The sequence below is a fragment of the Syntrophales bacterium genome, from assembly GCA_035363115.1.
Lineage (GTDB): Bacteria > Desulfobacterota > Syntrophia > Syntrophales > PHBD01 > PHBD01.
On the sequence record DAOSEM010000008.1, the window covers coordinates 1 to 22,436 of the forward strand.

Annotated in this window: 30 protein-coding genes; all 30 read left to right on the top strand. The window is 56.5% G+C overall.

Annotated features, from left to right (window positions below):
* Positions 1 to 118 precede the first annotated feature (118 nt).
* The 30 genes from secE to rpsE all read left to right on the top strand — a co-directional run bounded on the left by secE (position 119) and on the right by rpsE (position 22,428).
* Positions 119 to 322, top strand: a complete 204-nt coding sequence (gene secE / locus PLO63_13875; protein HOI75227.1) for a preprotein translocase subunit SecE — start codon at positions 119 to 121, stop codon at positions 320 to 322.
* 5 nt (positions 323 to 327) lie between these two features.
* Positions 328 to 858, top strand: a complete 531-nt coding sequence (nusG, locus tag PLO63_13880) for a transcription termination/antitermination protein NusG (protein HOI75228.1) — start codon at positions 328 to 330, stop codon at positions 856 to 858.
* Between the two features lie 58 nt (positions 859 to 916).
* Positions 917 to 1,342 carry a 50S ribosomal protein L11 gene (rplK, locus tag PLO63_13885; protein HOI75229.1) on the top strand — a complete coding sequence of 142 codons (426 nt, stop codon included), beginning with the start codon at positions 917 to 919 and terminating at the stop codon, positions 1,340 to 1,342.
* Between the two features lie 22 nt (positions 1,343 to 1,364).
* On the top strand, positions 1,365 to 2,063 hold the full coding sequence (gene rplA / locus PLO63_13890) for a 50S ribosomal protein L1 (protein ID HOI75230.1): 699 nt from the start codon (positions 1,365 to 1,367) through the stop codon (positions 2,061 to 2,063).
* Positions 2,064 to 2,288: 225 nt separating this feature from the next.
* Entirely contained in the window at positions 2,289 to 2,813 is a 525-nt protein-coding gene (gene rplJ, locus PLO63_13895) for a 50S ribosomal protein L10 (GenBank protein HOI75231.1), read from the top strand.
* A 39-nt stretch (positions 2,814 to 2,852) separates the two neighbouring features.
* Positions 2,853 to 3,236, top strand: a complete 384-nt coding sequence (gene rplL / locus PLO63_13900; protein ID HOI75232.1) for a 50S ribosomal protein L7/L12 — start codon at positions 2,853 to 2,855, stop codon at positions 3,234 to 3,236.
* A gap of 91 nt (positions 3,237 to 3,327) precedes the next feature.
* The gene (gene rpoB, locus PLO63_13905; GenBank protein ID HOI75233.1) at positions 3,328 to 7,419 is read left to right on the top strand and encodes a DNA-directed RNA polymerase subunit beta; all 4,092 of its coding nucleotides are present in this window, start codon (positions 3,328 to 3,330) and stop codon (positions 7,417 to 7,419) included.
* 42 nt (positions 7,420 to 7,461) lie between these two features.
* Positions 7,462 to 11,670 (top strand): DNA-directed RNA polymerase subunit beta', encoded by a 4,209-nt coding sequence (gene rpoC, locus PLO63_13910; GenBank protein ID HOI75234.1) that lies wholly within the window; start codon positions 7,462 to 7,464, stop codon positions 11,668 to 11,670.
* 63 nt (positions 11,671 to 11,733) lie between these two features.
* Entirely contained in the window at positions 11,734 to 12,105 is a 372-nt protein-coding gene (gene rpsL, locus PLO63_13915; protein HOI75235.1) for a 30S ribosomal protein S12, read from the top strand.
* Between the two features lie 15 nt (positions 12,106 to 12,120).
* Positions 12,121 to 12,594, top strand: a complete 474-nt coding sequence (rpsG, locus tag PLO63_13920) for a 30S ribosomal protein S7 (GenBank protein ID HOI75236.1) — start codon at positions 12,121 to 12,123, stop codon at positions 12,592 to 12,594.
* Positions 12,595 to 12,706: 112 nt separating this feature from the next.
* The gene (gene tuf / locus PLO63_13925; protein HOI75237.1) at positions 12,707 to 13,900 is read left to right on the top strand and encodes an elongation factor Tu; all 1,194 of its coding nucleotides are present in this window, start codon (positions 12,707 to 12,709) and stop codon (positions 13,898 to 13,900) included.
* A 21-nt stretch (positions 13,901 to 13,921) separates the two neighbouring features.
* On the top strand, positions 13,922 to 14,230 hold the full coding sequence (gene rpsJ, locus PLO63_13930) for a 30S ribosomal protein S10 (protein HOI75238.1): 309 nt from the start codon (positions 13,922 to 13,924) through the stop codon (positions 14,228 to 14,230).
* A 60-nt stretch (positions 14,231 to 14,290) separates the two neighbouring features.
* A complete protein-coding gene (rplC, locus tag PLO63_13935; protein ID HOI75239.1) occupies positions 14,291 to 14,923 on the top strand; it encodes a 50S ribosomal protein L3 in 633 nt (210 codons plus the stop codon).
* 19 nt (positions 14,924 to 14,942) lie between these two features.
* Positions 14,943 to 15,566 (top strand): 50S ribosomal protein L4, encoded by a 624-nt coding sequence (rplD, locus tag PLO63_13940; protein HOI75240.1) that lies wholly within the window; start codon positions 14,943 to 14,945, stop codon positions 15,564 to 15,566.
* On the top strand, positions 15,566 to 15,853 hold the full coding sequence (rplW, locus tag PLO63_13945) for a 50S ribosomal protein L23 (protein ID HOI75241.1): 288 nt from the start codon (positions 15,566 to 15,568) through the stop codon (positions 15,851 to 15,853). Before rplD ends, rplW begins: the two co-directional genes overlap by 1 nt.
* A gap of 18 nt (positions 15,854 to 15,871) precedes the next feature.
* Positions 15,872 to 16,693 carry a 50S ribosomal protein L2 gene (rplB, locus tag PLO63_13950; GenBank protein HOI75242.1) on the top strand — a complete coding sequence of 274 codons (822 nt, stop codon included), beginning with the start codon at positions 15,872 to 15,874 and terminating at the stop codon, positions 16,691 to 16,693.
* 6 nt (positions 16,694 to 16,699) lie between these two features.
* Positions 16,700 to 16,981, top strand: coding sequence for a 30S ribosomal protein S19 (rpsS, locus tag PLO63_13955; GenBank protein HOI75243.1), 282 nt, complete (start codon positions 16,700 to 16,702; stop codon positions 16,979 to 16,981).
* Between the two features lie 40 nt (positions 16,982 to 17,021).
* A complete protein-coding gene (gene rplV, locus PLO63_13960; protein HOI75244.1) occupies positions 17,022 to 17,354 on the top strand; it encodes a 50S ribosomal protein L22 in 333 nt (110 codons plus the stop codon).
* A gap of 19 nt (positions 17,355 to 17,373) precedes the next feature.
* Positions 17,374 to 18,024 (top strand): 30S ribosomal protein S3, encoded by a 651-nt coding sequence (gene rpsC / locus PLO63_13965; protein HOI75245.1) that lies wholly within the window; start codon positions 17,374 to 17,376, stop codon positions 18,022 to 18,024.
* A gap of 75 nt (positions 18,025 to 18,099) precedes the next feature.
* A complete protein-coding gene (gene rplP / locus PLO63_13970; GenBank protein ID HOI75246.1) occupies positions 18,100 to 18,522 on the top strand; it encodes a 50S ribosomal protein L16 in 423 nt (140 codons plus the stop codon).
* A complete protein-coding gene (gene rpmC / locus PLO63_13975; GenBank protein ID HOI75247.1) occupies positions 18,512 to 18,706 on the top strand; it encodes a 50S ribosomal protein L29 in 195 nt (64 codons plus the stop codon). Before rplP ends, rpmC begins: the two co-directional genes overlap by 11 nt.
* A gap of 1 nt (position 18,707) precedes the next feature.
* Complete coding sequence (rpsQ, locus tag PLO63_13980) at positions 18,708 to 18,965, top strand: 30S ribosomal protein S17 (protein ID HOI75248.1); 258 nt, start codon at positions 18,708 to 18,710, stop codon at positions 18,963 to 18,965.
* 44 nt (positions 18,966 to 19,009) lie between these two features.
* Entirely contained in the window at positions 19,010 to 19,378 is a 369-nt protein-coding gene (rplN, locus tag PLO63_13985) for a 50S ribosomal protein L14 (GenBank protein HOI75249.1), read from the top strand.
* 43 nt (positions 19,379 to 19,421) lie between these two features.
* Entirely contained in the window at positions 19,422 to 19,733 is a 312-nt protein-coding gene (gene rplX / locus PLO63_13990; GenBank protein HOI75250.1) for a 50S ribosomal protein L24, read from the top strand.
* Between the two features lie 10 nt (positions 19,734 to 19,743).
* On the top strand, positions 19,744 to 20,283 hold the full coding sequence (gene rplE, locus PLO63_13995) for a 50S ribosomal protein L5 (protein ID HOI75251.1): 540 nt from the start codon (positions 19,744 to 19,746) through the stop codon (positions 20,281 to 20,283).
* Positions 20,284 to 20,316: 33 nt separating this feature from the next.
* A complete protein-coding gene (locus PLO63_14000; protein HOI75252.1) occupies positions 20,317 to 20,502 on the top strand; it encodes a type Z 30S ribosomal protein S14 in 186 nt (61 codons plus the stop codon).
* Between the two features lie 24 nt (positions 20,503 to 20,526).
* Positions 20,527 to 20,928: a 30S ribosomal protein S8 gene (rpsH, locus tag PLO63_14005; protein ID HOI75253.1), complete on the top strand. Its 402-nt coding sequence runs from the start codon at positions 20,527 to 20,529 to the stop codon at positions 20,926 to 20,928.
* A 39-nt stretch (positions 20,929 to 20,967) separates the two neighbouring features.
* Complete coding sequence (gene rplF, locus PLO63_14010) at positions 20,968 to 21,513, top strand: 50S ribosomal protein L6 (GenBank protein HOI75254.1); 546 nt, start codon at positions 20,968 to 20,970, stop codon at positions 21,511 to 21,513.
* Between the two features lie 32 nt (positions 21,514 to 21,545).
* Positions 21,546 to 21,911: a 50S ribosomal protein L18 gene (gene rplR, locus PLO63_14015; protein ID HOI75255.1), complete on the top strand. Its 366-nt coding sequence runs from the start codon at positions 21,546 to 21,548 to the stop codon at positions 21,909 to 21,911.
* A 49-nt stretch (positions 21,912 to 21,960) separates the two neighbouring features.
* Positions 21,961 to 22,428: a 30S ribosomal protein S5 gene (rpsE, locus tag PLO63_14020; GenBank protein ID HOI75256.1), complete on the top strand. Its 468-nt coding sequence runs from the start codon at positions 21,961 to 21,963 to the stop codon at positions 22,426 to 22,428.
* Positions 22,429 to 22,436 lie beyond the last annotated feature (8 nt).

The window sequence follows — 22,436 nt, forward strand, 5'->3', positions numbered from 1 at the left end:
CCAGTAGCTCTAATGGATAGAGCGCCGGACTCCAAATCCGGATGCTGGGGGTTCGAGTCCCTCCTGGCCTGCCATTTCTTGTGTCCCTGTTTAGCGAGCGGTCTGGCAGGAGCCTTTCATGGATAAAGTGAAGGAGGCTTTCGAGAAGGTCAAGGTTTTCCTTGCGGAGGCCAAGGCGGAGTTCAAGAAGGTTACATGGCCGACCCCGAAGCAGGCATTGGCATCCACTTCTGTCGTGCTTGTGGTAGTGGTTGTCATGTCCCTGTTTCTCGGGCTGGTGGATTTCGGCCTGGTCAAAGTCCTGCGGCTCATATTGGGTTGAATTCGATGGCGTTCCGCTGGTACGTAGTCCATACTTACTCTGGTTACGAGAACAGGGTGAAGCATTCCCTCCAGGAGCGGATCCAGGCGGCGAACATGCAGGATTCGTTTGCGGATATCCTCATTCCGGAGGAGGATATCGTAGAGTTGATCTCGGGAGAAAAGCGGACCTCCAAAAGAAAATTCTTCCCCGGCTATATTCTGGTCCAGATGGAGCTCAATGACCAGACCTGGCATATTGTCAAGGAGACGCCGAAAGTAACCGGTTTCATCGGCAGCAAGGACAAGCCGTCTCCCATTCCCGACAGCGACGTCGAGCTTCTGCGCACCCGCATCGACGAGGGCACATTGAAGCCGAAGCCGAAATTCAAGTTCGAGGAAGGGGATCATGTGCGGATCATTGACGGGCCGTTCACGAACTTCGACGGCGTGATCGATGAAGTGAAGCCGGAGAAGGGGAAACTGAGAGTCATCGTCAGCATTTTCGGGCGTTCTACCCCGGTGGAACTCGATTTCGTCCAGGTGGTGCAGAGCTGATTCGCCCGTTCCCGGAGGCCCGATGCCTGCCGGGTATTTCACAGGAAGAGGTTTCCACATGGCAAAAAAGGTCATCGCAAACATCAAACTGCAGATCAAGGCCGGGAAGGCGACGCCGTCTCCGCCCATCGGTCCGGCCCTCGGCCAGCACGGGGTCAACATCATGGAGTTCTGCAAGGCGTACAACGCCATGACCCAGCACCAGGAGGGCATGGTTGTGCCGGTGATCATTACGGTTTATGCCGACCGGTCCTTCACATTCATAACCAAGACGCCCCCGGCTTCCGTTCTCCTGAAACAGGCAGCGAAAATCGCCAAGGGATCCAACAACCCCAGGAAAGAAAAAGTGGGCGCGGTGACAGAGAAGCAAGTCCGGGAAATCGCGGAGTTAAAGTTCAACGACTTGAATGCTGTCAACATGGAGGGAGCCGTTCGCATCATCGAGGGAACAGCAAAATCCATGGGTATCGACATCAAGGGTTAGAATCGTTCACGAGGTTACGGTCATGCCGAGCAAAGGGAAAAGCTATCAGGAAGTGAAAAAGAAGGTCACCCCGGGGACGCGTTACGCCCTGAAGGAGGCGGTTGAAATCCTTGTTGGCACCACCCGCGCCAAATTCGACGAAACGGTGGATGCCGCCATTCGCCTGGGAGTAAACCCTGCCCACGCCGACCAGATGGTTCGCGGAAGCGTTGTTCTGCCGAACGGCCTGGGGAAAACGGTGCGGGTTCTCGTTTTTGCCAAGGGAGAAAAAGAAAAGGAAGCCGCCGATGCCGGTGCGGATGTAGTCGGATCGGACGACATCGTTGAGAAAATCAAGGGCGGCTGGCTGGAGTTCGATCGGGTGATTGCCACACCGGACATGATGGGAAGCGTCGGAAAACTCGGCAAGATCCTCGGTCCCAGGGGGCTCATGCCCAATCCGAAAGTCGGTACGGTGACGTTTGACGTCGGAAGGACGGTGAAGGAGCTGAAAGCGGGGAAGGTCGAGTTCCGGGTGGAAAAGGCCGGAATCGTTCATACTCCCGTGGGAAAGGTTTCCTTCGGGCCGGAAAAACTGATGGAGAACATTCAGGCCGTTATCGAAACGATCATCAAGCTGAAACCTGCATCAAGCAAAGGGACCTACCTGAAGAGCATATCCCTTTCCACCACCATGGGTCCCGGGATCAAGGTGGATCCTCAGGATGTTAAGGCAACATAATCACTGACCGGTCAAGAAACAGTCGGAGACAGCAGGCACAGGAGATGTTTAATCGGGCTATGCCCGGCCTGCCGAGACGAGGTTCAAGTGTTCCGTGCAGGATGACCGAATGGTCATGCTGGTCCATTTTTCCTGTATGATGATACGTGTCTCCGACTTTCCTGAGGAAGTGAAGAAAATCGCTTCCCGGGCGTAGGTGACTTTGAGAGGAAAGGAGGTTGGAGATTGGATCGGAAAACGAAGGAGCAGGTGGTCGCCTCCCTTCACGAACAGTTGAAGGAGGCCAAACTCGCCGTCCTCGCCGGCTACAAAGGGATGAACGTGGCGAAAATGACGGAATTGAGGAACGCCCTGCGAAAAACCAACTCGGATGTACAGGTGATCAAGAACACCTTGTGGCGCATTGCGGCCAGGGGAACCCCTTTCAGCGCCCTGGAAGGGGAGGTCAAGGGACCCCTTGTCATGACCCTGAATGCCGGCGATGCCGTTGAATGCACCAAGGTGCTTGTTGAATTCGCGAAGAAGAATGCCGAGTTGGAACTCCGGACGGGCATGCTGGAAGGCAAGGTCCTGACGGCTCAGCAGATCGGCGCCATCTCGGAACTGCCCAGCCGGGAAGTTCTGCAGGCGAAGCTGCTGTCCGTCATGATCGGCGTCCAGACAGGCCTGGTGACGGCGCTGAGCGGCGTGTCCCGCGGACTGGTCCAGGTTCTGGCGGCATACCGGGACAAGAAGGAAAGTGCTTCGTAAACAAAGAAACCTCGCATCATACAGGAAGGAAGGTTGAACATGTCGAACATCACCAAGGAAGACGTAATCAAGTTCATCGAGAATATGACCGTTCTGGAGCTTTCCGAAATGGTCAAGGAACTGGAGAGCCGGCTTGGCGTCTCAGCTGCCGCGCCTGTTGCCGTGGCCGTGGCCGCCGGTCCCGCCGCGGCGGCAGCCCCTGCCGAGGAGAAGACGGAATTTGACGTAATCCTGACCGGCTTTGGAGATCAGAAGATCCAGGTCATCAAGGAAGTCCGCGCTATTACAGGGCTCGGCCTGAAGGAAGCCAAGGATCTCGTGGAAGGAGTGCCCAAGCCTGTCAAGGAGGCGGTCTCCAAGGATGAAGCGGCGGACATCAAAGCCAAAATCGAGAAAGTCGGCGGTACCGTGGAAGTGAAGTAGCAGGAAACCTGACTGTGACGGGGGTTACAGGTTTCCTGCGCCCCCGTTTTTCAGCCTGCCACCCTGGAACACGGACTTCTGAAAGGGAATTATGGGAGCATTCAGAAAGAGTTTCGGCCGGATCAGGAAGATCCTCGACATTCCGAACCTGATCGATATCCAGCTGCGGTCGTATGACAAGTTCCTGCAATGGGATGTCGAACCGGACCAGAGGAAAAACTTCGGCCTTCAAGGCGCATTCCGGAGCGTCTTTCCCATTTCCGACTTCAGCGGGAAATGCACTCTTGAATTCGTCAGCTACAAGATCGGGCAGGCTCGATACGACATGAACGAGTGCGTCCAGAAGGGCATGACGTATGCGGCGCCCCTGAAAATCGTTGTCCAACTCCGGGTGTTTGACGTGGATCGCAGCAGCGACAACAGAGCGATCCGGGACATCAAGGAGCAGGAGATCTACTTCGGCGAGATCCCTCTCATGACGAGGAATGGCACGTTCATCGTCAACGGCACGGAGCGCGTGATCGTCAGCCAGCTCCATCGCTCGCCGGGTATCTTTTTTGATCATGACAAGGGAAAGACGCTGGCCAGCGGAAAGCTGATATACTCCGCACGGCTCATTCCGATTCGCGGATCCTGGCTTGACCTGGAGTTCGATTCCAAGGACATCCTGTACGTCCGCATCGACCGTCGCCGGAAAATGCCCGTCACCATTCTGCTGAAAGCCATGGGGAATTCCACGGATTTCCTGTTGAACTACTTTTACAGTGTGGAAACGGTACACCTGGAAGGCCAGGATCTGTTCATCGACGTGGACGAATCCCTGATCGGGGAAAAGGTGCTGGAGGATATCAAGGATCCGAAAAGCGGTGATGTCATCGTCAAAAGAGGGAGGAAGCTCAACAAGCAGCTGATCAGAAAGATGACCGAGGCCGGAATCCTGAGAATCCCGGCCGAAGAAGCGGATATGCTGGGCCGGATCCTGGCCTCGAATGTCCTCGATCCCCAATCGGAGGAGGTCCTGCTCAAGTGCAATGAGGAACTGACGAGCCAGGGACTGGAGCTGCTCCGGGATAAGGGAGTACAGGATGTCCGTCTGATTCACCTGGATGAGGACACGACGTCTGCCTCCATCCGGGATACCCTGATCATGGACCGGATCGACTCGGCTGAAGACGCGATCATCGAAATCTACAGAAGGCTGCGTCCCAGCAATCCGCCGACCCCCGAAACGGCGTTCAAATTTTTCCGCAGCCTCTTTTTCGAAGCGGAAACGTACGACCTGTCGGATGTCGGCAGGGCGAAAATGAACTATAAGCTCGGCCTGGATGTGCCGACGGATGTGGCCGTTCTCCGGAACGAGGACATCCTGGCAGCCGTAAAATACCTGATCGACCTGAAAAACGGGGTTCAGGACCGAAGCGTGGACGACATCGACCACCTGGGAAACCGGCGAGTCCGTTCGGTGGGGGAACTGATCGAAAACCAGTACCGGATCGGTCTTGTCCGGATGGAGAGGGCCATCAAGGAAAAGATGAGCCTCCAGGACATCGAGACCATGATGCCCCACGACCTCGTCAACGCCAAGCCGGTCTCGGCCGTGGTGAACGAATTCTTCGGCAGCAGCCAGCTGTCGCAGTTCATGGACCAGACGAATCCCCTCTCCGAGATCACGCACAAGCGCCGCCTGTCCGCCCTGGGGCCCGGCGGTCTGACGAGGGAGCGAGCGGGGTTCGAGGTGCGGGACGTTCACCCGACGCATTATGGGCGGATCTGTCCGGTGGAGACGCCGGAAGGGCCGAACATCGGCCTCATCGTTTCGCTCAGCACCTATGCCCGGGTCAATGAATTCGGCTTCATCGAGACCCCCTATCGTCTCGTCGATGAAGGGAAGGTGCAGGAGGACGTCAAGTTCCTGACGGCCATCGAAGAGGAAAGCCGGATCATTGCCCCGTCCGACGTCAATCTGGACACGCAGGGAAATTTCCAGGATGATCTGATCTCTGCCCGGAAGGGTGGGAACTACATGGCGGTGGCCGCCTCCGACGTGACGATGATGGACGTCTCACCAAACCAGCTGGTCAGTGTCGCCGCGGCCCTGATCCCGTTCCTGGAGCATGACGACGCCAACCGCGCCCTCATGGGGTCGAACATGCAGCGTCAGGCGGTTCCGCTGATGCAGCCGGAAGTGCCCCTCGTGGGGACCGGCATGGAGTCCGTCGTCGCACGGGACTCTGGTGCCGTTGTAGCGGCCCGCCGGCCCGGAACGGTCGAGAGCGTGGATGCCTCCCGCATCGTGATCCGCTGCAGCGTCCACGATCAGGATGAAACGGACACGGGCGTCGACATCTACAATCTCACCAAGTATCAGCGCTCCAACCAGGACACCTGCTTCAACCAGAAGCCTATTGTCCATCCGGGAGACGAAGTCCGGGCGGGCGACATCATCGCCGACGGACCAGCAACGGACAACGGTGAACTCGCCCTGGGCCGGAACGTGATGGTGGCCTTCATGTCCTGGGGAGGCTACAACTATGAAGACTCGATCCTGGTGAGTGAGCGGATCGTCAAGGAAGACGTCTACACATCGATCCACATTGAGGAATTCGAGACGATGGCCCGGGACACGAAGCTGGGCAAGGAGGAGATTACCCGGGACATCCCGAATGTCGGTGAAGAGGCACTGAAAAACCTCGATGACAGCGGGATCGTGAGAATGGGTGTCTCCGTCAAGCCGGGGGATATTCTGGTCGGAAAGATCACCCCCAAGGGTGAGACCCAGCTGTCTCCGGAAGAGAAGCTCCTGCGCGCCATTTTCGGAGAAAAGGCGAGCGATGTCCGGGACACTTCCCTCCGTGTTCCGCCGGGCGTGGAAGGGACCGTCATCGACGCCAAGATTTTCTCCCGGAAGGGAGCGGAGAGGGATTCCCGGTCCCAGTACATCGAGGAAGAGGCCGTGCGTGGAATCCTCAAGGACCGGGATGACGAGATCCGGATCATCACGGAAAACGTGAGAGGCAAGATCGCTTCGATGCTGGAGGGAAAGACAGCCGGCTCTAAGATCGTGGATCCGAAAAAGAAGAAAATCGTCCTCAAGAAGGGGGAAGCCGTCACCAAGGAATTCCTGGAGAGTACTCCCTTCAGCCTCTGGAAGGGGATCACCCTGCCGGAAGATGAAGAGACGGAGCGCAAGGTCGGAGTCCTGATGGCGAATCTGGAGCGCAAGATCGACCTCGTAGAAGCCTATTTCGCGGACAAGATCGAAAGGCTCAAGGCCGGTGACGAACTGCCGCCGGGTGTGATCAAGATGGTCAAGGTGTATGTGGCCATCAAGCGAAAACTGTCGGTCGGTGACAAGATGGCCGGCCGACACGGCAACAAGGGCGTTCTTTCACGCATCCTTCCAGAAGAAGACATGCCCTTCTTCATGGACGGGACACCCGTAGACATCATCCTGAATCCCCTGGGCGTGCCGTCCCGCATGAACGTAGGCCAGATTCTGGAAACGCATCTGGGCTGGGCGGCCAAGGGGTTGGGAGAGAAGGTCTATGACCTCTACCGGAGCAAGGCCCCCGCCGATGAACTCAAACGGGAAATGAAGACGATCTATTCCACCCCCGAGTTCGAGCGGTTCGTGGACGGAGCCACCGACGAGGAGATCAGCCAGTTCGCAGCCCGGCTCCGCAAGGGCATTGCCGTCTCCACACCGGTTTTTGACGGGGCCGAGGAAGTCGAAATCCGCGACATGCTGAAGTCGGCAAACCTTCCCGAAAAGGGGCAGACTCTTCTGTTTGACGGCCGCACCGGGGAACCCTTTGACCAGGAAATCACCGTCGGCATGATCTACATGCTCAAGCTCCACCACCTGGTCGACAACAAGATCCATGCCCGTTCCATCGGTCCGTATTCTCTGGTCACCCAACAGCCTCTGGGCGGGAAGGCCCAGTTCGGCGGCCAGCGCCTGGGGGAAATGGAAGTCTGGGCCATGGAGGCTTACGGCGGTTCCTACTCACTTCAGGAGTTCCTGACGGTCAAGTCCGACGATGTGGCCGGCCGGACCCGGATCTACGAGGCGATCGTAAAGGGCGAGCATACGCTGGAACCGGGGCTTCCCGAATCGTTCAATGTCCTCGTGAAGGAGTTGCAGAGTCTCTGCCTCGACGTGGATTTGATCGAGGAAGAGTGAAGGGGCCGGTCCCCCAACAGGCAGACGGAGGAATATTAATCCGTGGAAGACGTGTTCAGCTATTTCGAAAAACCGAAGGATCCCATCCGCTTCAGCGCGATCCGCATGCGCATCGCTTCTCCCGAGAAGATTCTTTCCTGGTCCAAGGGGGAAGTGAAAAAGCCGGAGACGATCAATTATCGGACATTCAAACCGGAACGGGACGGCCTGTTCTGTGCGAAAATCTTCGGTCCCGTGAAGGATTACGAGTGCCTGTGCGGGCGTTACAAGCGCATGAAGCATCGGGGCGTCGTCTGTGAAAAGTGCGGCGTCGAGGTTATTCAGTCGAAGGTCCGCCGCGAGCGCATGGGTCACATCACCCTGGCGACGCCGGTGGCCCATATCTGGTTCCTGAAGAGCCTGCCCAGCCGGATCGGCAACATCCTGGACATGACCCTCAAGGAACTGGAGAAGGTTCTCTACTTCGAATCCTGGATCGTCCTGGATCCGAAAAACACACCTCTCAAGAGGAAGGAGCTTCTCGACGAAGAGGAGTATTTCCGGAGGTGTGAGGAATTCGGAGCGGAATCCTTCGTTGCGGGAATCGGAGCGGAAGCGGTCCGGAAACTGCTGGAGGAAATCGACCTGGAGCAGCTTTACGAAGAGCTCCGGGATGAACTGAAGACGTCCGTCTCCGACACGAAGAAAAAGAAGCTCGTCAAGCGGCTGAAGGTGGTGGAGGCCCTCCGCAAGTCGGGCAACCGGCCCGAATGGATGGTCCTGACCGTGCTGCCGGTGATTCCTCCGGATCTGCGGCCCCTGGTGCCGCTTGATGGGGGACGGTTCGCCACGTCGGATCTGAACGATCTGTACCGCCGGGTCATCAACCGGAACAACCGGCTGAAGCGGCTCCAGGAGCTCAACGCCCCGGAAATCATCATCCGCAACGAGAAGAGAATGCTCCAGGAAGCCGTGGACGTTCTGTTCGACAATGGCCGGAGAGGCAGGGCGATCACCGGGACAAACAAGCGGCCGCTGCGTTCCCTATCGGATATGCTCAAGGGGAAGCAGGGCCGGTTTCGCCAGAACCTGCTTGGGAAGCGGGTTGATTATTCTGGCCGTTCGGTCATCACCGTCGGACCGGATCTGAGGCTTCACCAGTGCGGCCTGCCCAAGAAAATGGCCCTCGAACTGTTCAAGCCTTTTGTCTACAACCGGCTGATGGATCGAGGTTACGTGACCACCGTCAAGAGTGCCAAGAAGATGGTGGAGCGGGAATCCGCAGAGGTCTGGGATGCCCTGGACGAAGTCGTTCGGGAATATCCCGTCATGTTGAATCGGGCGCCCACCCTTCACCGGCTCGGCATTCAGGCGTTCGAGCCTGTCCTCATCGAGGGAAAGGCCATCCAGCTGCATCCGCTTGTCTGCACTGCCTTCAACGCGGACTTCGACGGAGACCAGATGGCCGTCCACGTACCTCTTTCCATCGAGGCCCAGACGGAAGCCCGGGTCCTCATGATGTCGACGAACAACATTCTATCCCCGGCCAACGGCAAGCCCATCATCATCCCGAGCCAGGATATCGTTCTGGGGATTTATTACCTGACGCGGGACCGGTCCGGGATCAAGGGAGAGGGAATGACCTTTTCCGGACCCGAAGAAGTGCGCTGCGCCCTCGATGCCGGCGAGATCGACCTCCAGGCAAAAATCCGGGTCCGACTGGAGGGCGTGCTGAAGGAAACAACGGCGGGACGCATCATCCTCTTTGAGATCATACCCAAGGAAATTCCCTTCGATCTCATCAACAAGGTGATGAACAAGAAGGAACTGGCGAACTTGATCGACCACTGCTACCGCACCCTGGGCGACAAGACGACGGTCCTTCTGGCGGACCGCCTGAAAGACCTCGGGTTCAAGTACGCCACCAGTTCGGGATGCTCCATTGCGATTCACAACATGGTGATCCCAGCCAACAAGCGGGAAATCGTGGCCAAGGCCGACAAGGAAGTCCTCAAGATCCAGAAGCAGTATATGGACGGATTGATCACGGACGGGGAGCGCTACAACAAGGTCATCGACATCTGGGCACAGGCGACCGAACGGGTCGCCTCAGAAATGATGGGCGGGATTGAAAAGGAGATCCTTGATGGCAAGGAGGGGGCCAGGAAAAAGGCCGAGAGCTTCAATCCGATCTACATGATGGCCGATTCCGGAGCCCGCGGAAGCGCCGTCCAGATCAGGCAGCTGGCCGGAATGCGCGGCTTGATGGCCAAACCCTCCGGAGAAATCCTCGAGACTCCCATTACGGCCAACTTCCGGGAGGGACTGACGGTTCTCCAGTACTTCATATCCACCCACGGTGCCCGGAAAGGCCTTGCCGACACGGCCCTCAAGACGGCCAACTCGGGCTACCTCACCCGGAGGCTCGTGGACGTTGCCCAGGATTGCATCATCACGGAGACGGACTGTGGAACCATTGACGGCATCTTCGTCTCCGCCCTGATGGAAGGGGGCGAGATCATTGAGACTGCCGGCGAGCGCGTTCTGGGCCGCGTGACCCTGGAAGAAGTCAAGGATCCCTTCACCAGCGAGGTCATCATTCCGGCCAATCAGGCGATCGACGAAGCCCTGGCCGAGAAGATCGACAACGCCGGGATCGAGAGAGTCAAAATCCGTTCCGTTCTCACCTGCAAATCCGTCTACGGGGTTTGTGCCATGTGTTACGGTCGCGATCTTGCCCACGGCCATCTGGCGAACATCGGCGAAGCGGTCGGAATCATCGCTGCTCAGTCCATCGGTGAACCGGGAACGCAGTTGACCATGCGGACCTTCCACATCGGTGGAACAGCCAAATTCGAGGAACACTCCACATTGGAGGCCCGGCACGACGGAACGATCCGCTTTGAAGATCTTCACGTAGTCGATCCGGACCAGGGCGAAGAGGTTAAAAAGGCGCGGCGCGCAGACCTGGTGGTTATGAACCGGAACGGGGAAATCCATGTCGTGGACGATCAGGGAAGGGCCAGGGGCCGCTATCCTGTTCCCTATGGTGCCCATCTCAAGGTGAGGGAGGGCGATAAGGTCTTCGGCCCGGGCAAGGATCCCAAAACCGGAGTGGAGAAGCAGCCGACTCTGATCGCCGAGTGGGATCCGTTCTCGATTCCAATTCTTTCCGAGGTGGAAGGGGCCGTAAAATTCGGCGATATCATCGAAGGGAAGACCATGCAGGAGCAGGTCGACGAAGTGACCGGCCTGTCCCGCAAGGTGATCGTCGAATTCAAGGGCATGGATTTGAGGCCGAGAATATCCATCAAGGACAAGAAGGGAAAAACCGCGAAAGTGCCAGGCACCAGTGCCGTTGCGCGTCATCTCCTCTCCGTCGGTGTGAACATCGTCGTCAACGAGGGAGATCTGGTACGGGCCGGGGACATCCTCGCGAAGATCCCCCGGGAGACCACCAAGACAAAGGATATTACGGGCGGTCTTCCCCGCGTCGCCGAGCTGTTCGAGGCCCGCAAACCAAAGGAATACGCCGTCATCAGTGAGATCGACGGAGTGGTGGTGTACGGAAAGGATGCCAAAGGGAAACGGAAGGTGATCATCACCCCCGACATCGGGGAGGAGAAGGAATACCTGATCCCGAAGGGCAAGCATGTCAGCGTCCAGGAAGGGGACCGGATCAAGGCCGGTGAAGCTCTCATGGACGGTGTCCAGAATCCGCACGACCTTCTCACCATCAAGGGAGAGAAGGAACTGGCCCGCTACTTGGTGGATGAAGTGCAGGAAGTGTATCGCCTCCAGGGAGTCAAGATCAACGACAAGCACATGGAGATCATCGTCCGCCAGATGCTACGGCGTGTCCGGATCAACGATCCGGGCGATACCACCTTCATCGCGGACGAGCAGGTGGAGCGGTTCCGTTTCCAGGAGGAGAACGCCAGGGTTCTGGCGGAGGGTGGCCGTCCGGCGACAGGGGAGGCCCTGCTCCTGGGAATCACCAAGGCCTCCCTGTCCACCCAGAGCTTCATATCGGCGGCATCCTTCCAGGAAACAACGCGGGTGCTTACCGAGGCCGCCCTGGCGGGAAAGGTCGATTACCTGAGAGGACTCAAGGAAAACGTGATCATGGGCAGGTTGATTCCGGCGGGTACGGGGCTCGGAATCTACAGGAAGCTCGGGATCAAGACAGCGGAAGAGCTTCCCGGACCTGAAAACCAGGATGGAGAAGCCGCGGAAGGTGAGAAAGTGCTTGACATAGAGGTCGTCAGTTGATATTGAGGCGATCTTTTTGAACGGCCCGCAAATCCAGGGTCATCAACCATTCGAGAGGGAAGCATGCCGACGATCAACCAGCTGATCCGAAAGGGAAGGACCGAGCTGAAGAAAAAATCGAATTCCCCTGCCCTTGCCGGCTCTCCCCAGAGGCGGGGCGTATGCGTCCGGGTGTATACCACAACGCCGAAGAAGCCGAATTCCGCTCTTCGCAAAGTGGCGAGGGTTCGCCTGACGGGCGGTTATGAAGTGACATCCTATATCCCCGGTGTCGGTCACAACCTCCAGGAGCATTCCGTGGTTCTGGTCCGGGGGGGGAGGGTCAAGGACCTGCCCGGTGTCCGCTATCACATTGTCCGGGGTACTCTTGATGCGGTTGGTGTTCAGGACCGCAGACAGGGAAGATCGAAGTACGGATCCAAGAAACCCAGCTAACACGGGGACTGTTTCATGCCGAGAAGAAGAGAAGTAACCAAGAGGGAGATCCTGCCGGATCCGAAATTCCATAACCGGCTGGTGGCAAAATTTGTCAACAGTCTGATGAAACGGGGTAAGAAGAGTACGGCGGAATCCATTCTTTACGGAGCTTTCGATATTATTGAAAAGCGTATCAAAGACGCTCCTCCGGTCGAAGTCTTCGAGAAGGCAGTCAACAACGTGAAGCCGATGATCGAAGTGAAATCGAGGAGAGTCGGCGGCTCCACGTACCAGGTCCCGACGGAAGTGCCGGCAAACCGGCGCCTCGCGTTGGGAATCCGCTGGCTGATTTCCAACGCCAGAGACCGTGCCGAGAAAACCATGCGCGAGAAGCTGGCGGCGGAGCTGATCGACGCGGCAAACAACCGCGGATCAGCCATCAAGAAGCGCGAAGCGGTCCACAAGATGGCCGAAGCCAACAAGGCCTTTGCCCACTACCGGTTCTGACGGAGCGCCGTGAGATCAGGTAAGGGCAAGCAGGCATGAAGGATAAGAAAGATCATTAGGGCATCCGGAAAAAATAAATCGAACCATTCAGAGCATAAGGAGGTACAGCGAGATGGCTAAGAAGAAATTCGAAAGGACGAAACCGCATGTCAATGTCGGCACCATCGGGCACGTTGACCACGGCAAGACGACGCTCACCGCGGCGATGACGAAGCATCTCGCGCGGAAGGGATTCGCTGAATTTCGGCCCTTTGATTCCATCGACAATGCTCCTGAAGAGAAAGAGCGGGGAGTGACCATCAACGTCGCCCACGTGGAGTACGAAACGGCGAAGCGGCATTATGCCCATGTCGACTGTCCCGGCCACGCGGATTATATCAAGAACATGATTTCCGGCGCCGCCCACATGGATGGAGCCATTCTCGTGGTCGCAGCCTCCGACGGCCCGATGCCCCAGACCCGGGAACACATCCTCCTGGCCCGCCAGGTGCGTGTCCCCTGCATCGTCGTGTACCTGAACAAGGTGGACCTGGTGGACGACCCCGAACTGCTGGACCTCGTCGAGCTGGAGCTGAGAGAGCTCCTCTCCAATTACGAGTTCCCCGGGGACGAGATTCCCATCATCCGCGGATCCGCTCTGAAAGCGCTGGAGTCCGATGACATCGATTCCGAAGACGTCAAGTCGATCTGGGAGTTGATGGATGCAGTCGACAACTACATTCCGGAACCGGTGCGGGATACGGACAAGCCCTTCCTGATGCCCATCGGTGACGTCTTTTCGATCTCCGGGCGTGGTACGGTCGTCACAGGCCGTGTGGACCGCGGGATCATCCATACGGGTGATGAAGTCGAGATCGTCGGAATTCGTCCGACCTTCAAGACCGTCTGCACGGGTGTTGAAATGTTCCGCAAGACCCTGGATGAGGGGCGGGCGGGCGATGATATCGGTGTTCTCCTTCGCGGTACAAAGCGCGAGGATGTGGAGCGGGGCCAGGTCGTTGCCAAGCCCAGTTCCATCACGCCGCACACCAAATTCAACGCCGCCGTGTACGTCCTGACGAAGGAAGAGGGTGGAAGGCATACCCCCTTCTTCAGTGGATACCGTCCCCAGTTCTATTTCCGCACCACCGATGTGACGGGTGTTGCCACCCTGCCGGAAGGCGTGGAGATGGTCATGCCCGGGGACAACGTCAACATCGAAGTCCAGTTGATCACCCCCATCGCCATGGAAGAGCAGCTCCGATTCGCCATCAGGGAAGGCGGAAGGACGGTCGGCGCGGGCGTGGTGAGCAAGATCATTGAATAAGTGAAGGATCACGAAGCGGCAATGAAAGACCAGAAAATTCGCATTCGTCTGAAGGCGTACGATTACAAGCTGCTGGACCGGTCTGTAGGCGATATCGTGGAAACCGCGAAGAGGACGGGTGCCCGGGTTGCGGGTCCGATTCCCCTTCCCACGGACATCCACAAATTCTGCGTCAACCGGTCGCCCCACGTAGACAAGAAGTCACGGGAGCAGTTTGAAATCCGGACGCATAAACGGCTGATAGACATCATCGAGCCGACCCAGTCCACGGTGGATGCCCTCATGAAACTGGACCTATCTGCCGGTGTGGACGTGGAGATCAAACTGTAACTGTCCGAAACCGAAGGCGCGATCAACGCATTGTTTCGGCAGCGGAAGACTGGGATGGACATGAGTGCAGGACTGATTGGCAAGAAGCTGGGCATGACCCAGATTTTTTCGGAGGATGGCGTTGCTGTTCCAGTGACGGTCATCGAGGTGACACCGTCTGTGGTCGTCCAGAAGAAGACCATCGAGAAGGATGGCTATGAGGCCGTTCAGCTGGGATTCGACCGGGTGAAGCAGAACCGTCTGACGAAACCGCTGCAGGGACATTTCAGGGCGGCGGACCGCGGATATTTCAGGGTTCTCAGGGAATTCAGGTCATTCCCGGAGCCCTGCGAGATAGGCCAGGAACTGAAAGCGGATCTCTTCTCTGCCGGGGATCACGTCGACATCGTAGGAACGACGAAAGGCAAGGGTTTCGCGGGTGTCATAAAGCGCCACGGATTCGGTGGAGGAAGGGCAACCCACGGTTCCATGTTTCACCGGGCTCCGGGTTCCATCGGGGCCAGTGCCGATCCGTCCCGTGTATTCAAGGGGACGCGTCTTCCAGGCCGGATGGGTGGAATTCAGAAAACCGTCCTGAACCTGATCGTTGTTGCGGTTCGACCTGACAAGAATCTTCTGCTTGTGAAGGGACCTGTTCCAGGAAGTCGGAAGGGTTATATTCTGATCAAGAAATCGAAAAAAATGGCGAGCTAGCCGGGTCCGGGGTGAAACCATGCCGCTGGTGAATGTATACAATATAGAATTTAAGAAGGTCTCGGAAATCGAGCTGGATGACGTCGTTTTCGGAGCGGATGTCAACGAAGCTCTTCTTCATGAAGTGGTCAGGATGCAGATGGCGGCGCGGAGAAGCGGCACGGCATCGACGAAGGAACGAAGCGATGTCCACGGCAGCAGCCGCAAGCTGTGGCGCCAGAAGGGAACAGGCAGGGCGCGAGTGGGAAACATCCGTTCTCCCCTGTGGCGGAAAGGCGGTGTCGTTTTTGGACCCCATCCACGGGATTATTCCTTCAAGATGCCCAAGAAGATGCGCCGATCAGCACTGCGGTCCGCGTTGAGCCTGAAAATCAGGGAAGAAAAAATCATCGTTCTGAGTGATTTCCCCCTGGATGAGATCAAGACGAAAAAGTTCCAGGCGGTTGTTGATCGTCTCGGTCTGAAGACGGCCCTGTTTGTTCTGGACCAGGCCAACGCAGTCCTTGAAAAATCGTCCCGGAACATCCCGGAGATCAAGATGATCCGTTCGGAAGGCCTGAATGTTTACGATATCCTGAAATACCAGCATCTTGTTCTGCTGGAGCCTTCCGTGAAGAAGATAGAGGGGGCGCTGCTTTCATAATGGAACACTATGAGATCGTAAAGAAGACCATCCTGACGGAGAAGAGCACCGTCGCAAAGGACGAGGCCAACAAGTATGTTTTTGAAGTAGATCCGAGAGCAAACAAGATCGAGATCGGCCAGGCCATTGAGAAATTGTTCAAAGTGAAGGTTCTGGACGTCAACATCATGAATATTCAGGGAAAAAGCAAGAGAACCGGTAGGATTATGGGCAGGCGGAAATCCTGGAAGAAGGCGGTTGTTACTCTGGCCCCGGGCAGTCGCATCGAACTGTACGAAGGGGTATAGGGGGAGAGGAACGGAAGCATGGGAATCGTTAAATACAAACCCACGTCACCCGGGAGGAGGTTCCAGACCTGCTCGGATTTCCGTGAAATCACGGCCTCGGATCCGGACAAGTCTCTTTTGAAGCCGCTGCCGAGGACGGGAGGAAGAAATAACAAAGGGCGGATGACGAGTCGAAACGTCGGAGGACGGCACAAAAGACGTTACCGCCTCGTCGATTTCCGGAGGGACAAAACGGATATTCCCGCGAAGGTAGCGACGATCGAGTACGACCCGAACCGTTCTTCGCGAATCGCCCTTCTGAAGTATGTTGACGGCGAGAAGCGATACATTCTGGCACCCGATAAGCTTCAGGTCGGCGATACGGTGGTCAGCAGTGAAAAGGCAGACGTGAAGCCCGGCAACACAGTTATTCTGAAAAACGTTCCCCTGGGTTCCCTGATCCATAACATTGAATTGAAGACCGGTCGAGGCGGGCAGTTGATTCGATCCGCGGGGACATACGGTCAGCTGATGGCGAAGGAAGGCGGATATGCACAGGTCCGTCTGCCTTCAGGAGAAGTCAGGAAGATCCGCCTTGAATGCAGAGCGACCATCGGACAGGTGGGGAACACGGATCACGAGAACATCAGCATTGGAAAGGCGGGCCGTTCCCGTTGGGCTGGCCGGCGCCCGCATACTCGTGGAGTGGTGATGAATCCGATCGATCATCCCATGGGCGGCGGGGAAGGCAAGTCTTCCGGCGGCCGACATCCCTGTACCCCTTGGGGAATACCGACAAAGGGGCACAAGACGAGAAAAAACAAGCAAACGGATAAGTACATCGTCAAGAAAAGGGGTTAGCGAGCGGTGGCACGATCAATCAAGAAGGGTCCCTACGTCGAGGAGAGCCTGATTCGGAAAGTCCGGCAGGTGGAGGCTTCGGCAAGCAAGGCGGTGATCAAGACATGGTCGCGCCGGTCCACGATCACACCCGAATTTATTGGCCAGACATTCGCCGTTCACAACGGGAAGAAGTTTATCCCCGTTTTCGTGACGGAGAATATGGTGGGGCACAAATTGGGAGAGTTTGCCCCGAGCCGGACATTTTACAACCATGCCGGGGACCGGAAATCGAAAGTGAAGAAGTGAGCGCTGCCGGTCGTTGCCGGTTGTCGGGAGTGAGCAATACATGGAAGCGAAAGCATCTGCAAAATACGTTCGAATATCGCCACAAAAAGCACGGCTGGTTGTGGATCTGATCCGCGACAAGAATGTGGAAGAGGCTCGCAAAATTCTCAAGTTTGCGCGGAAAAACGCCGCCGGCATGGTCGATAAAGTTCTCAATTCCGCATTTGCGAATGCGAGGCAGAACCCGAACATCGACGAGAACGTTCTGTACGTAAAGAAGATTTTCGTAGACCAGGGACCTTCCCTGAAACGGTGGCGAGCCAGAGCCCAGGGCAGGGCGGCCGGGATCAAGAAACGGATGAGCCACATTACCGTCGTCCTCGACGAGAGATAGAGAGTAAGGAGGTGACCCTTTGGGGCAGAAGGTAAACCCGATCGGCTTCAGGCTGGGAGGAATCAAGACATGGCGTTCGCAGTGGTATGCCGATAAACATTATCACAACCTCCTTCATGAGGACATCCGGATCCGGACCTTCCTGAAAAAGAAACTATATCAGGCAGGTGTGTCGAGAATCGAGATCGAACGTGCGGCAAGCAAGGCGAAGGTGAATATTTTTGCGGCCCGCCCCGGTATCATTATCGGGAAAAAGGGAGCCGAGGTAGAAAAACTCAAAAAAGATCTGCAGCAGCTCTCTAAGAGCGAGGTGATTGTAAATATCCTTGAAGTCCGGAAACCGGAAGTCGATGCGCAGCTCGTCGCGGAAAACATTGCTCTTCAGCTTGAGCGTCGCGTCGCGTTCCGGCGGGCCATGAAAAAATGTGTGACAGGAGCTCTCAAGTTCGGGGCCAAAGGAATCCGCGTCATGTGCGCCGGACGGCTCGGAGGGGCGGAAATGGCCCGCTCCGAGTGGTACAGGGAAGGAAGGGTGCCCCTGCACACGCTGCGGGCAGACATTGACTGGGGCTTCGCCGAGGCCAGGACCGCATATGGTCAAATCGGTGTCAAAGTACTGATTTTCAATGGTGAAGTGTTGCCGGCGAGAAAAGAACAGCCGAAGGTTTAAGAAACACGTTCCTTCGGGCAAGCGCGAAAGAAAAGGAAGTACTGAGAGACCGGGCGGTACAGGGAGAGAATCAAGATGTTAATGCCGAAACGGGTAAAATACAGGAAGCTCCAGCGGGGTCGGATGTCGGGAAAAGCAACCCGCGGAAGTTCTGTGGCCTTTGGAGAGTTCGGTCTTCAGGCTACGGAATGCGGTTGGATTACAGCCCGACAGATCGAGTCGGCTCGTATAGCAATGACACGCCACGTGAAGAGAGGCGGAAAGATCTGGATCCGGATATTTCCTCACAAGTCCATCACCAAAAAGCCGGCAGAAACCCGAATGGGAAAAGGCAAGGGAGCACCGGAGGATTGGGTTGCAGTGGTCAAGCCCGGTACGGTGCTCTATGAGATGGAGGGTGTTGCCGATGACGTGGCCCGGGAGGCATTCCGGCTGGCGGCTCACAAGCTTCCTATCGGTACGCGGTTCCTGACGAGGGAGTTATCAAGTGAAAAATAGGAATTTCAAGGACTTGTCGGTTGACGAGTTGAAGCATAAGGAGAAGGACCTCCGGGAGGAGCAATTTCGCCTTCGGATGCGCCATGCGGCCGGACAGCTCGAGTCGCCTGCGTCGCTGGTCCATGTCAGGAAAAACATCGCCCGGATCAAGACGGTTTTGAGGGAGAAGGAGGCGATCGGATAGCATGGGGGAGCGGGATAACAAGAGGACCATTCAGGGGGTCGTCGTCAGCAACAAGATGGACAAGACGATCGTCGTCCGTTCCGAAAGGCTGGTCAAGCATCCGGTCTTTCAAAAGTACATTCGGAAGTATGCCCAGTACATGGCCCATGACGAAAAGAGCGAGTGCGGAATCGGAGACCGGGTACTGATCGTGGAATCCAGGCCGTTGAGCCGGAGGAAACGGTGGCGCATGCGGGAAGTCCTTGAGAAGGCCAAGTAGTTGCGACCGGCAGGAAGCGGAATGAAGTCCAGCGGGGTGAAGTCATGATTCAGATGCAGACAATCCTCAATGTCGCCGATAATTCGGGAGCCAAAAAGGTTGCCTGTGTTAAGGTGCTTGGAGGCTCGCGGAGGAGATATGCCCGGGTGGGGGATGTCATCGTCGTCTCCGTGAAGGAGGCTCTTCCGAACTCCAAAGTGAAGAAGGGCGATGTAATGAAGGCGGTGGTGGTGAGGACCGTGAAGGAGGTCCGGCGACAGGACGGTTCCTATTTGAAATTCGATGATAATTCCGCCGTTCTGATTTCAAACCAGATGGAGCCCATCGGCACCCGTATTTTCGGACCTGTCGCTCGAGAGCTCAGGGCCAAGCAGTTCATGAAAATCATATCGCTGGCTCCGGAAGTTCTTTGAAGCGGCTCCGTATGCACATTCTGGGGATCGATCGATGCAAGATATGCTGTTGAAGAAGGGTGACATGGTGAAGGTTATTGCCGGAAAGGAAAAAGGAAAAACCGGCAAAATCCTGAAGACGATCGGCGAAAAAGATCGGGTCGTTGTCGAGAAAGTGAATCTGGTAAAAAGGCACAAGAGACCCGATGCGAAGGGCAAGGGCGGGATCCTGGAGAAGGAAAGCTCCATCCATGCCTCCAACGTGATGCTCCTCTGCAGCAAGTGCAACACGGGTGTTCGAATCGGACACCAGATCCTGGAGGATGGAAAGAAAGTCCGTATCTGCCGAAAATGCCAAGAGATATTGGATGCATAGGGTCATAGCGATGGCAAGACTGAAAACACATTATGACAAGCAAGTGATCCCGGCTCTGATGAAGGAGTTCGGATACCGGAACAGGATGCAGGTTCCGAAGATTGAAAAAATCATCGTGAACATGGGGCTCGGCGAGGCGATCCAGAATGTGAAGATTCTGGAGAGTGCATCCCAGGAGATTGCGCTCATCACCGGCCAGAAGCCCATTATCACAAAGGCCAAAAAATCGATCGCCACATTCAAGCTGCGGCAGGGGATGTCCATTGGCTGCTGTGTGACGCTCCGCAGCGAGCGAATGTATGAGTTTTTCGACCGGCTTGTCAACGTGGCGCTTCCCAGGGTTCGCGACTTCCGCGGGATTTCTCAGAAATCATTCGACGGGAGAGGGAACTTTGCAATGGGGTTGAAAGAGCAGATCATTTTCCCGGAAATCGATTACGACAAGATCGATAAGATCAAGGGAATGAATATCGTCATCGTGACGAGCGCCAAGTCGGACGATGAGGCAAGATACCTGTTGAAGCTCATGGGAATGCCCTTCAGAAACTGAGAAAAACCATTAGAGTAGTTCGGGAGGATCGGCGTGGCGAAGAAGTCCCTGCTTGCCAAGGCAAAGCGGAAGTTGAAGTTTTCAGTCCGGCAGTATAACCGTTGTCCCATTTGCGGAAGACCACGGGCGTACTACCGCAAATTCGACATGTGCAGGATTTGTCTACGGAACCTCTCCCTAAAAGGCGATGTCCCGGGCGTAATCAAATCCAGCTGGTAACCCAGTATTCGAGGAGTCTTCAAGATGGGGATGACGGATCCGATTGCGGATATGCTGACCCGGATCAGGAATGCCAACCGGGTTCATTTCAAGAGTGTTGATGTCCGGCTCAGCCGGATCAACCTGGATATCGCCAAGGTGTTGAAGCGGTCCGGATTCATTGGCGGATTCGATGTGAAGAAGGACAGTAAAGGGATGGAATTCCTGCGGGTGTATCTCAGGTATCCGGATCCCAGAAAGACAGTCATCACAGGTATACAGAGGGTAAGCAAGCCAGGCAGAAGGGTTTATGTAGGCTGTGAAAAGATCCCGAAGGTTCTGAATGGCTACGGCATCGCGATTCTGTCCACGTCCAAGGGCCTCATGACCGATCGGGAGGCGAGGGAACAGAACGTTGGCGGTGAAGTTATCTGCAGCGTCTGGTAAAAAGCGCAGCGGAAAGCAAGGTGCAGGAGAACGCATTCCATGTCCAGGATTGGTAAGAAACCAATAGAGATTCCCAACGGAGTGAAGATCCATCAGGAGGGAAGCACGGTCCGGGTGGACGGTCCGAAAGGGGGCCTCTCGGCATCGATTCCCAGCGGAGTTCGGATGGTCGTGGAGGACAATCAGATCACAATCCAGAGAAATTCCGACAATCGCTTTGACCGATCCTTCCACGGATTGACGAGAACGCTCGTTGCCAACATGGTGAAGGGTGTCAGTGCGGGCTTTGAGAGGAAGCTGGAGATTGCAGGGGTCGGCTACCGGGCCGAGATGGTTGACAACAACCGGTTGAAGCTCGTTGTTGGTTACTCCACACCCCTGGAATATGCGATTCCGGAAGGAATCAGCGTGAAAATAGACAAGCAGGTGAACCTGCTCGTCATGGGGATCGACAAGCAGCTGGTCGGCCGCGTAGCAGCAGAGATCCGGGCGCTCCGAAAGCCGGAGCCCTACAAGGGAAAAGGGATCCGGTATGTCGGTGAGACCGTACGCAGGAAAGTTGGGAAATCCATCGGCTCCAAGTAAACGCCGAGGCGCCGCGACAGAGAGGTGAACCATTGTCGTCCAAGAGGATTCAGCGGGTCAAGGATAAGCGGAAGAAGAGGGTTCGGGCCAAGATTTTCGGCACGGGTGCCAGGCCCAGGCTTTCCGTGTTCCGCAGTTCGAAGCACATATACGTGCAGGCCATCAACGATCAGGAAGGCAGAACGCTGGTGGAGGCCTCCACTCTGCACGCGGATCTTCGTGGCCGCGTGAAGGACCTGAAAAAGCAGGACGCAGCCCGGGAGGTCGGCAAGCTTGTGGCAAGCCGCCTTGTTGATCTGGGTGTCCGGCAGGTCATATTCGATAGGGGGGCTTATCTCTTTCATGGCCGGGTAAAAGCCCTGGCCGATGCGGCGCGGGAGGCCGGTCTGGATTTCTAATATGAGCCGAGAGTTTGAAGGAAGGAAGGGGTCCTTGGAGAAGAGAGGCATGGAGGAGTCGGAGTTCCTCGACCGCGTCATTACCATCAACCGTACGGCGAAGGTCGTCAAGGGCGGCAGAAGGTTTCGCTTCAGCGCCATTGTTGTGGTTGGCGATGGCAAAGGCTCGGTGGGAGCCGGCCTCGGAAAGGCGCACGAAGTGCCGGAAGCGATTCGCAAGGGGATGGAGCAGGCGAAGAAGAGCATGGTTCCCGTTGCAGTTATCGGGGGGACGATTCCCTACGAGGTCATTGGTCAGTTTGGAGCGGGAAAGGTTTTGCTCAAGCCCGCCTCCGCGGGGACCGGGTTAATCGCCGGCGGTGCCGTGAGGGCCGTCCTTGAGTGTGCCGGAGTGCACAACATTCTGACGAAATGCCTGGGGTCCCACAACCCGCACAATCTGGTGAAGGCCACGCTGGAGGGGCTCACGCGATTGAAGCGGCCGGAGGAAATTGCGGCTCTTAGGGGAAAGTCCTGAGGAACCGG

Excerpts from the sequence above, each read along its gene's own strand:
- rpsQ (HOI75248.1), top strand. The coding sequence starts at position 18,708 with ATGGGGGAGCGGGATAACAAGAGGACCATTCAGGGGGTCGTCGTCAGC.
- rplP (HOI75246.1), top strand. The coding sequence starts at position 18,100 with ATGTTAATGCCGAAACGGGTAAAATACAGGAAGCTCCAGCGGGGTCGG.
- rplX (HOI75250.1), top strand. The coding sequence starts at position 19,422 with ATGCTGTTGAAGAAGGGTGACATGGTGAAGGTTATTGCCGGAAAGGAA.
- rplL (HOI75232.1), top strand. The coding sequence starts at position 2,853 with ATGTCGAACATCACCAAGGAAGACGTAATCAAGTTCATCGAGAATATG.
- tuf (HOI75237.1), top strand. The coding sequence starts at position 12,707 with ATGGCTAAGAAGAAATTCGAAAGGACGAAACCGCATGTCAATGTCGGC.
- rpoB (HOI75233.1), top strand. The coding sequence starts at position 3,328 with ATGGGAGCATTCAGAAAGAGTTTCGGCCGGATCAGGAAGATCCTCGAC.
- rplA (HOI75230.1), top strand. The coding sequence starts at position 1,365 with ATGCCGAGCAAAGGGAAAAGCTATCAGGAAGTGAAAAAGAAGGTCACC.
- secE (HOI75227.1), top strand. The coding sequence starts at position 119 with ATGGATAAAGTGAAGGAGGCTTTCGAGAAGGTCAAGGTTTTCCTTGCG.
- rpsE (HOI75256.1), top strand. The coding sequence starts at position 21,961 with ATGGAGGAGTCGGAGTTCCTCGACCGCGTCATTACCATCAACCGTACG.
- rpsL (HOI75235.1), top strand. The coding sequence starts at position 11,734 with ATGCCGACGATCAACCAGCTGATCCGAAAGGGAAGGACCGAGCTGAAG.
- rpsJ (HOI75238.1), top strand. The coding sequence starts at position 13,922 with ATGAAAGACCAGAAAATTCGCATTCGTCTGAAGGCGTACGATTACAAG.
- rplK (HOI75229.1), top strand. The coding sequence starts at position 917 with ATGGCAAAAAAGGTCATCGCAAACATCAAACTGCAGATCAAGGCCGGG.
- rplE (HOI75251.1), top strand. The coding sequence starts at position 19,744 with ATGGCAAGACTGAAAACACATTATGACAAGCAAGTGATCCCGGCTCTG.
- rplW (HOI75241.1), top strand. The coding sequence starts at position 15,566 with ATGGAACACTATGAGATCGTAAAGAAGACCATCCTGACGGAGAAGAGC.
- rplN (HOI75249.1), top strand. The coding sequence starts at position 19,010 with ATGATTCAGATGCAGACAATCCTCAATGTCGCCGATAATTCGGGAGCC.
- rplF (HOI75254.1), top strand. The coding sequence starts at position 20,968 with ATGTCCAGGATTGGTAAGAAACCAATAGAGATTCCCAACGGAGTGAAG.
- nusG (HOI75228.1), top strand. The coding sequence starts at position 328 with ATGGCGTTCCGCTGGTACGTAGTCCATACTTACTCTGGTTACGAGAAC.
- rplC (HOI75239.1), top strand. The coding sequence starts at position 14,291 with ATGAGTGCAGGACTGATTGGCAAGAAGCTGGGCATGACCCAGATTTTT.
- rplD (HOI75240.1), top strand. The coding sequence starts at position 14,943 with ATGCCGCTGGTGAATGTATACAATATAGAATTTAAGAAGGTCTCGGAA.
- rpsG (HOI75236.1), top strand. The coding sequence starts at position 12,121 with ATGCCGAGAAGAAGAGAAGTAACCAAGAGGGAGATCCTGCCGGATCCG.
- rplB (HOI75242.1), top strand. The coding sequence starts at position 15,872 with ATGGGAATCGTTAAATACAAACCCACGTCACCCGGGAGGAGGTTCCAG.
- rplV (HOI75244.1), top strand. The coding sequence starts at position 17,022 with ATGGAAGCGAAAGCATCTGCAAAATACGTTCGAATATCGCCACAAAAA.
- rpsH (HOI75253.1), top strand. The coding sequence starts at position 20,527 with ATGGGGATGACGGATCCGATTGCGGATATGCTGACCCGGATCAGGAAT.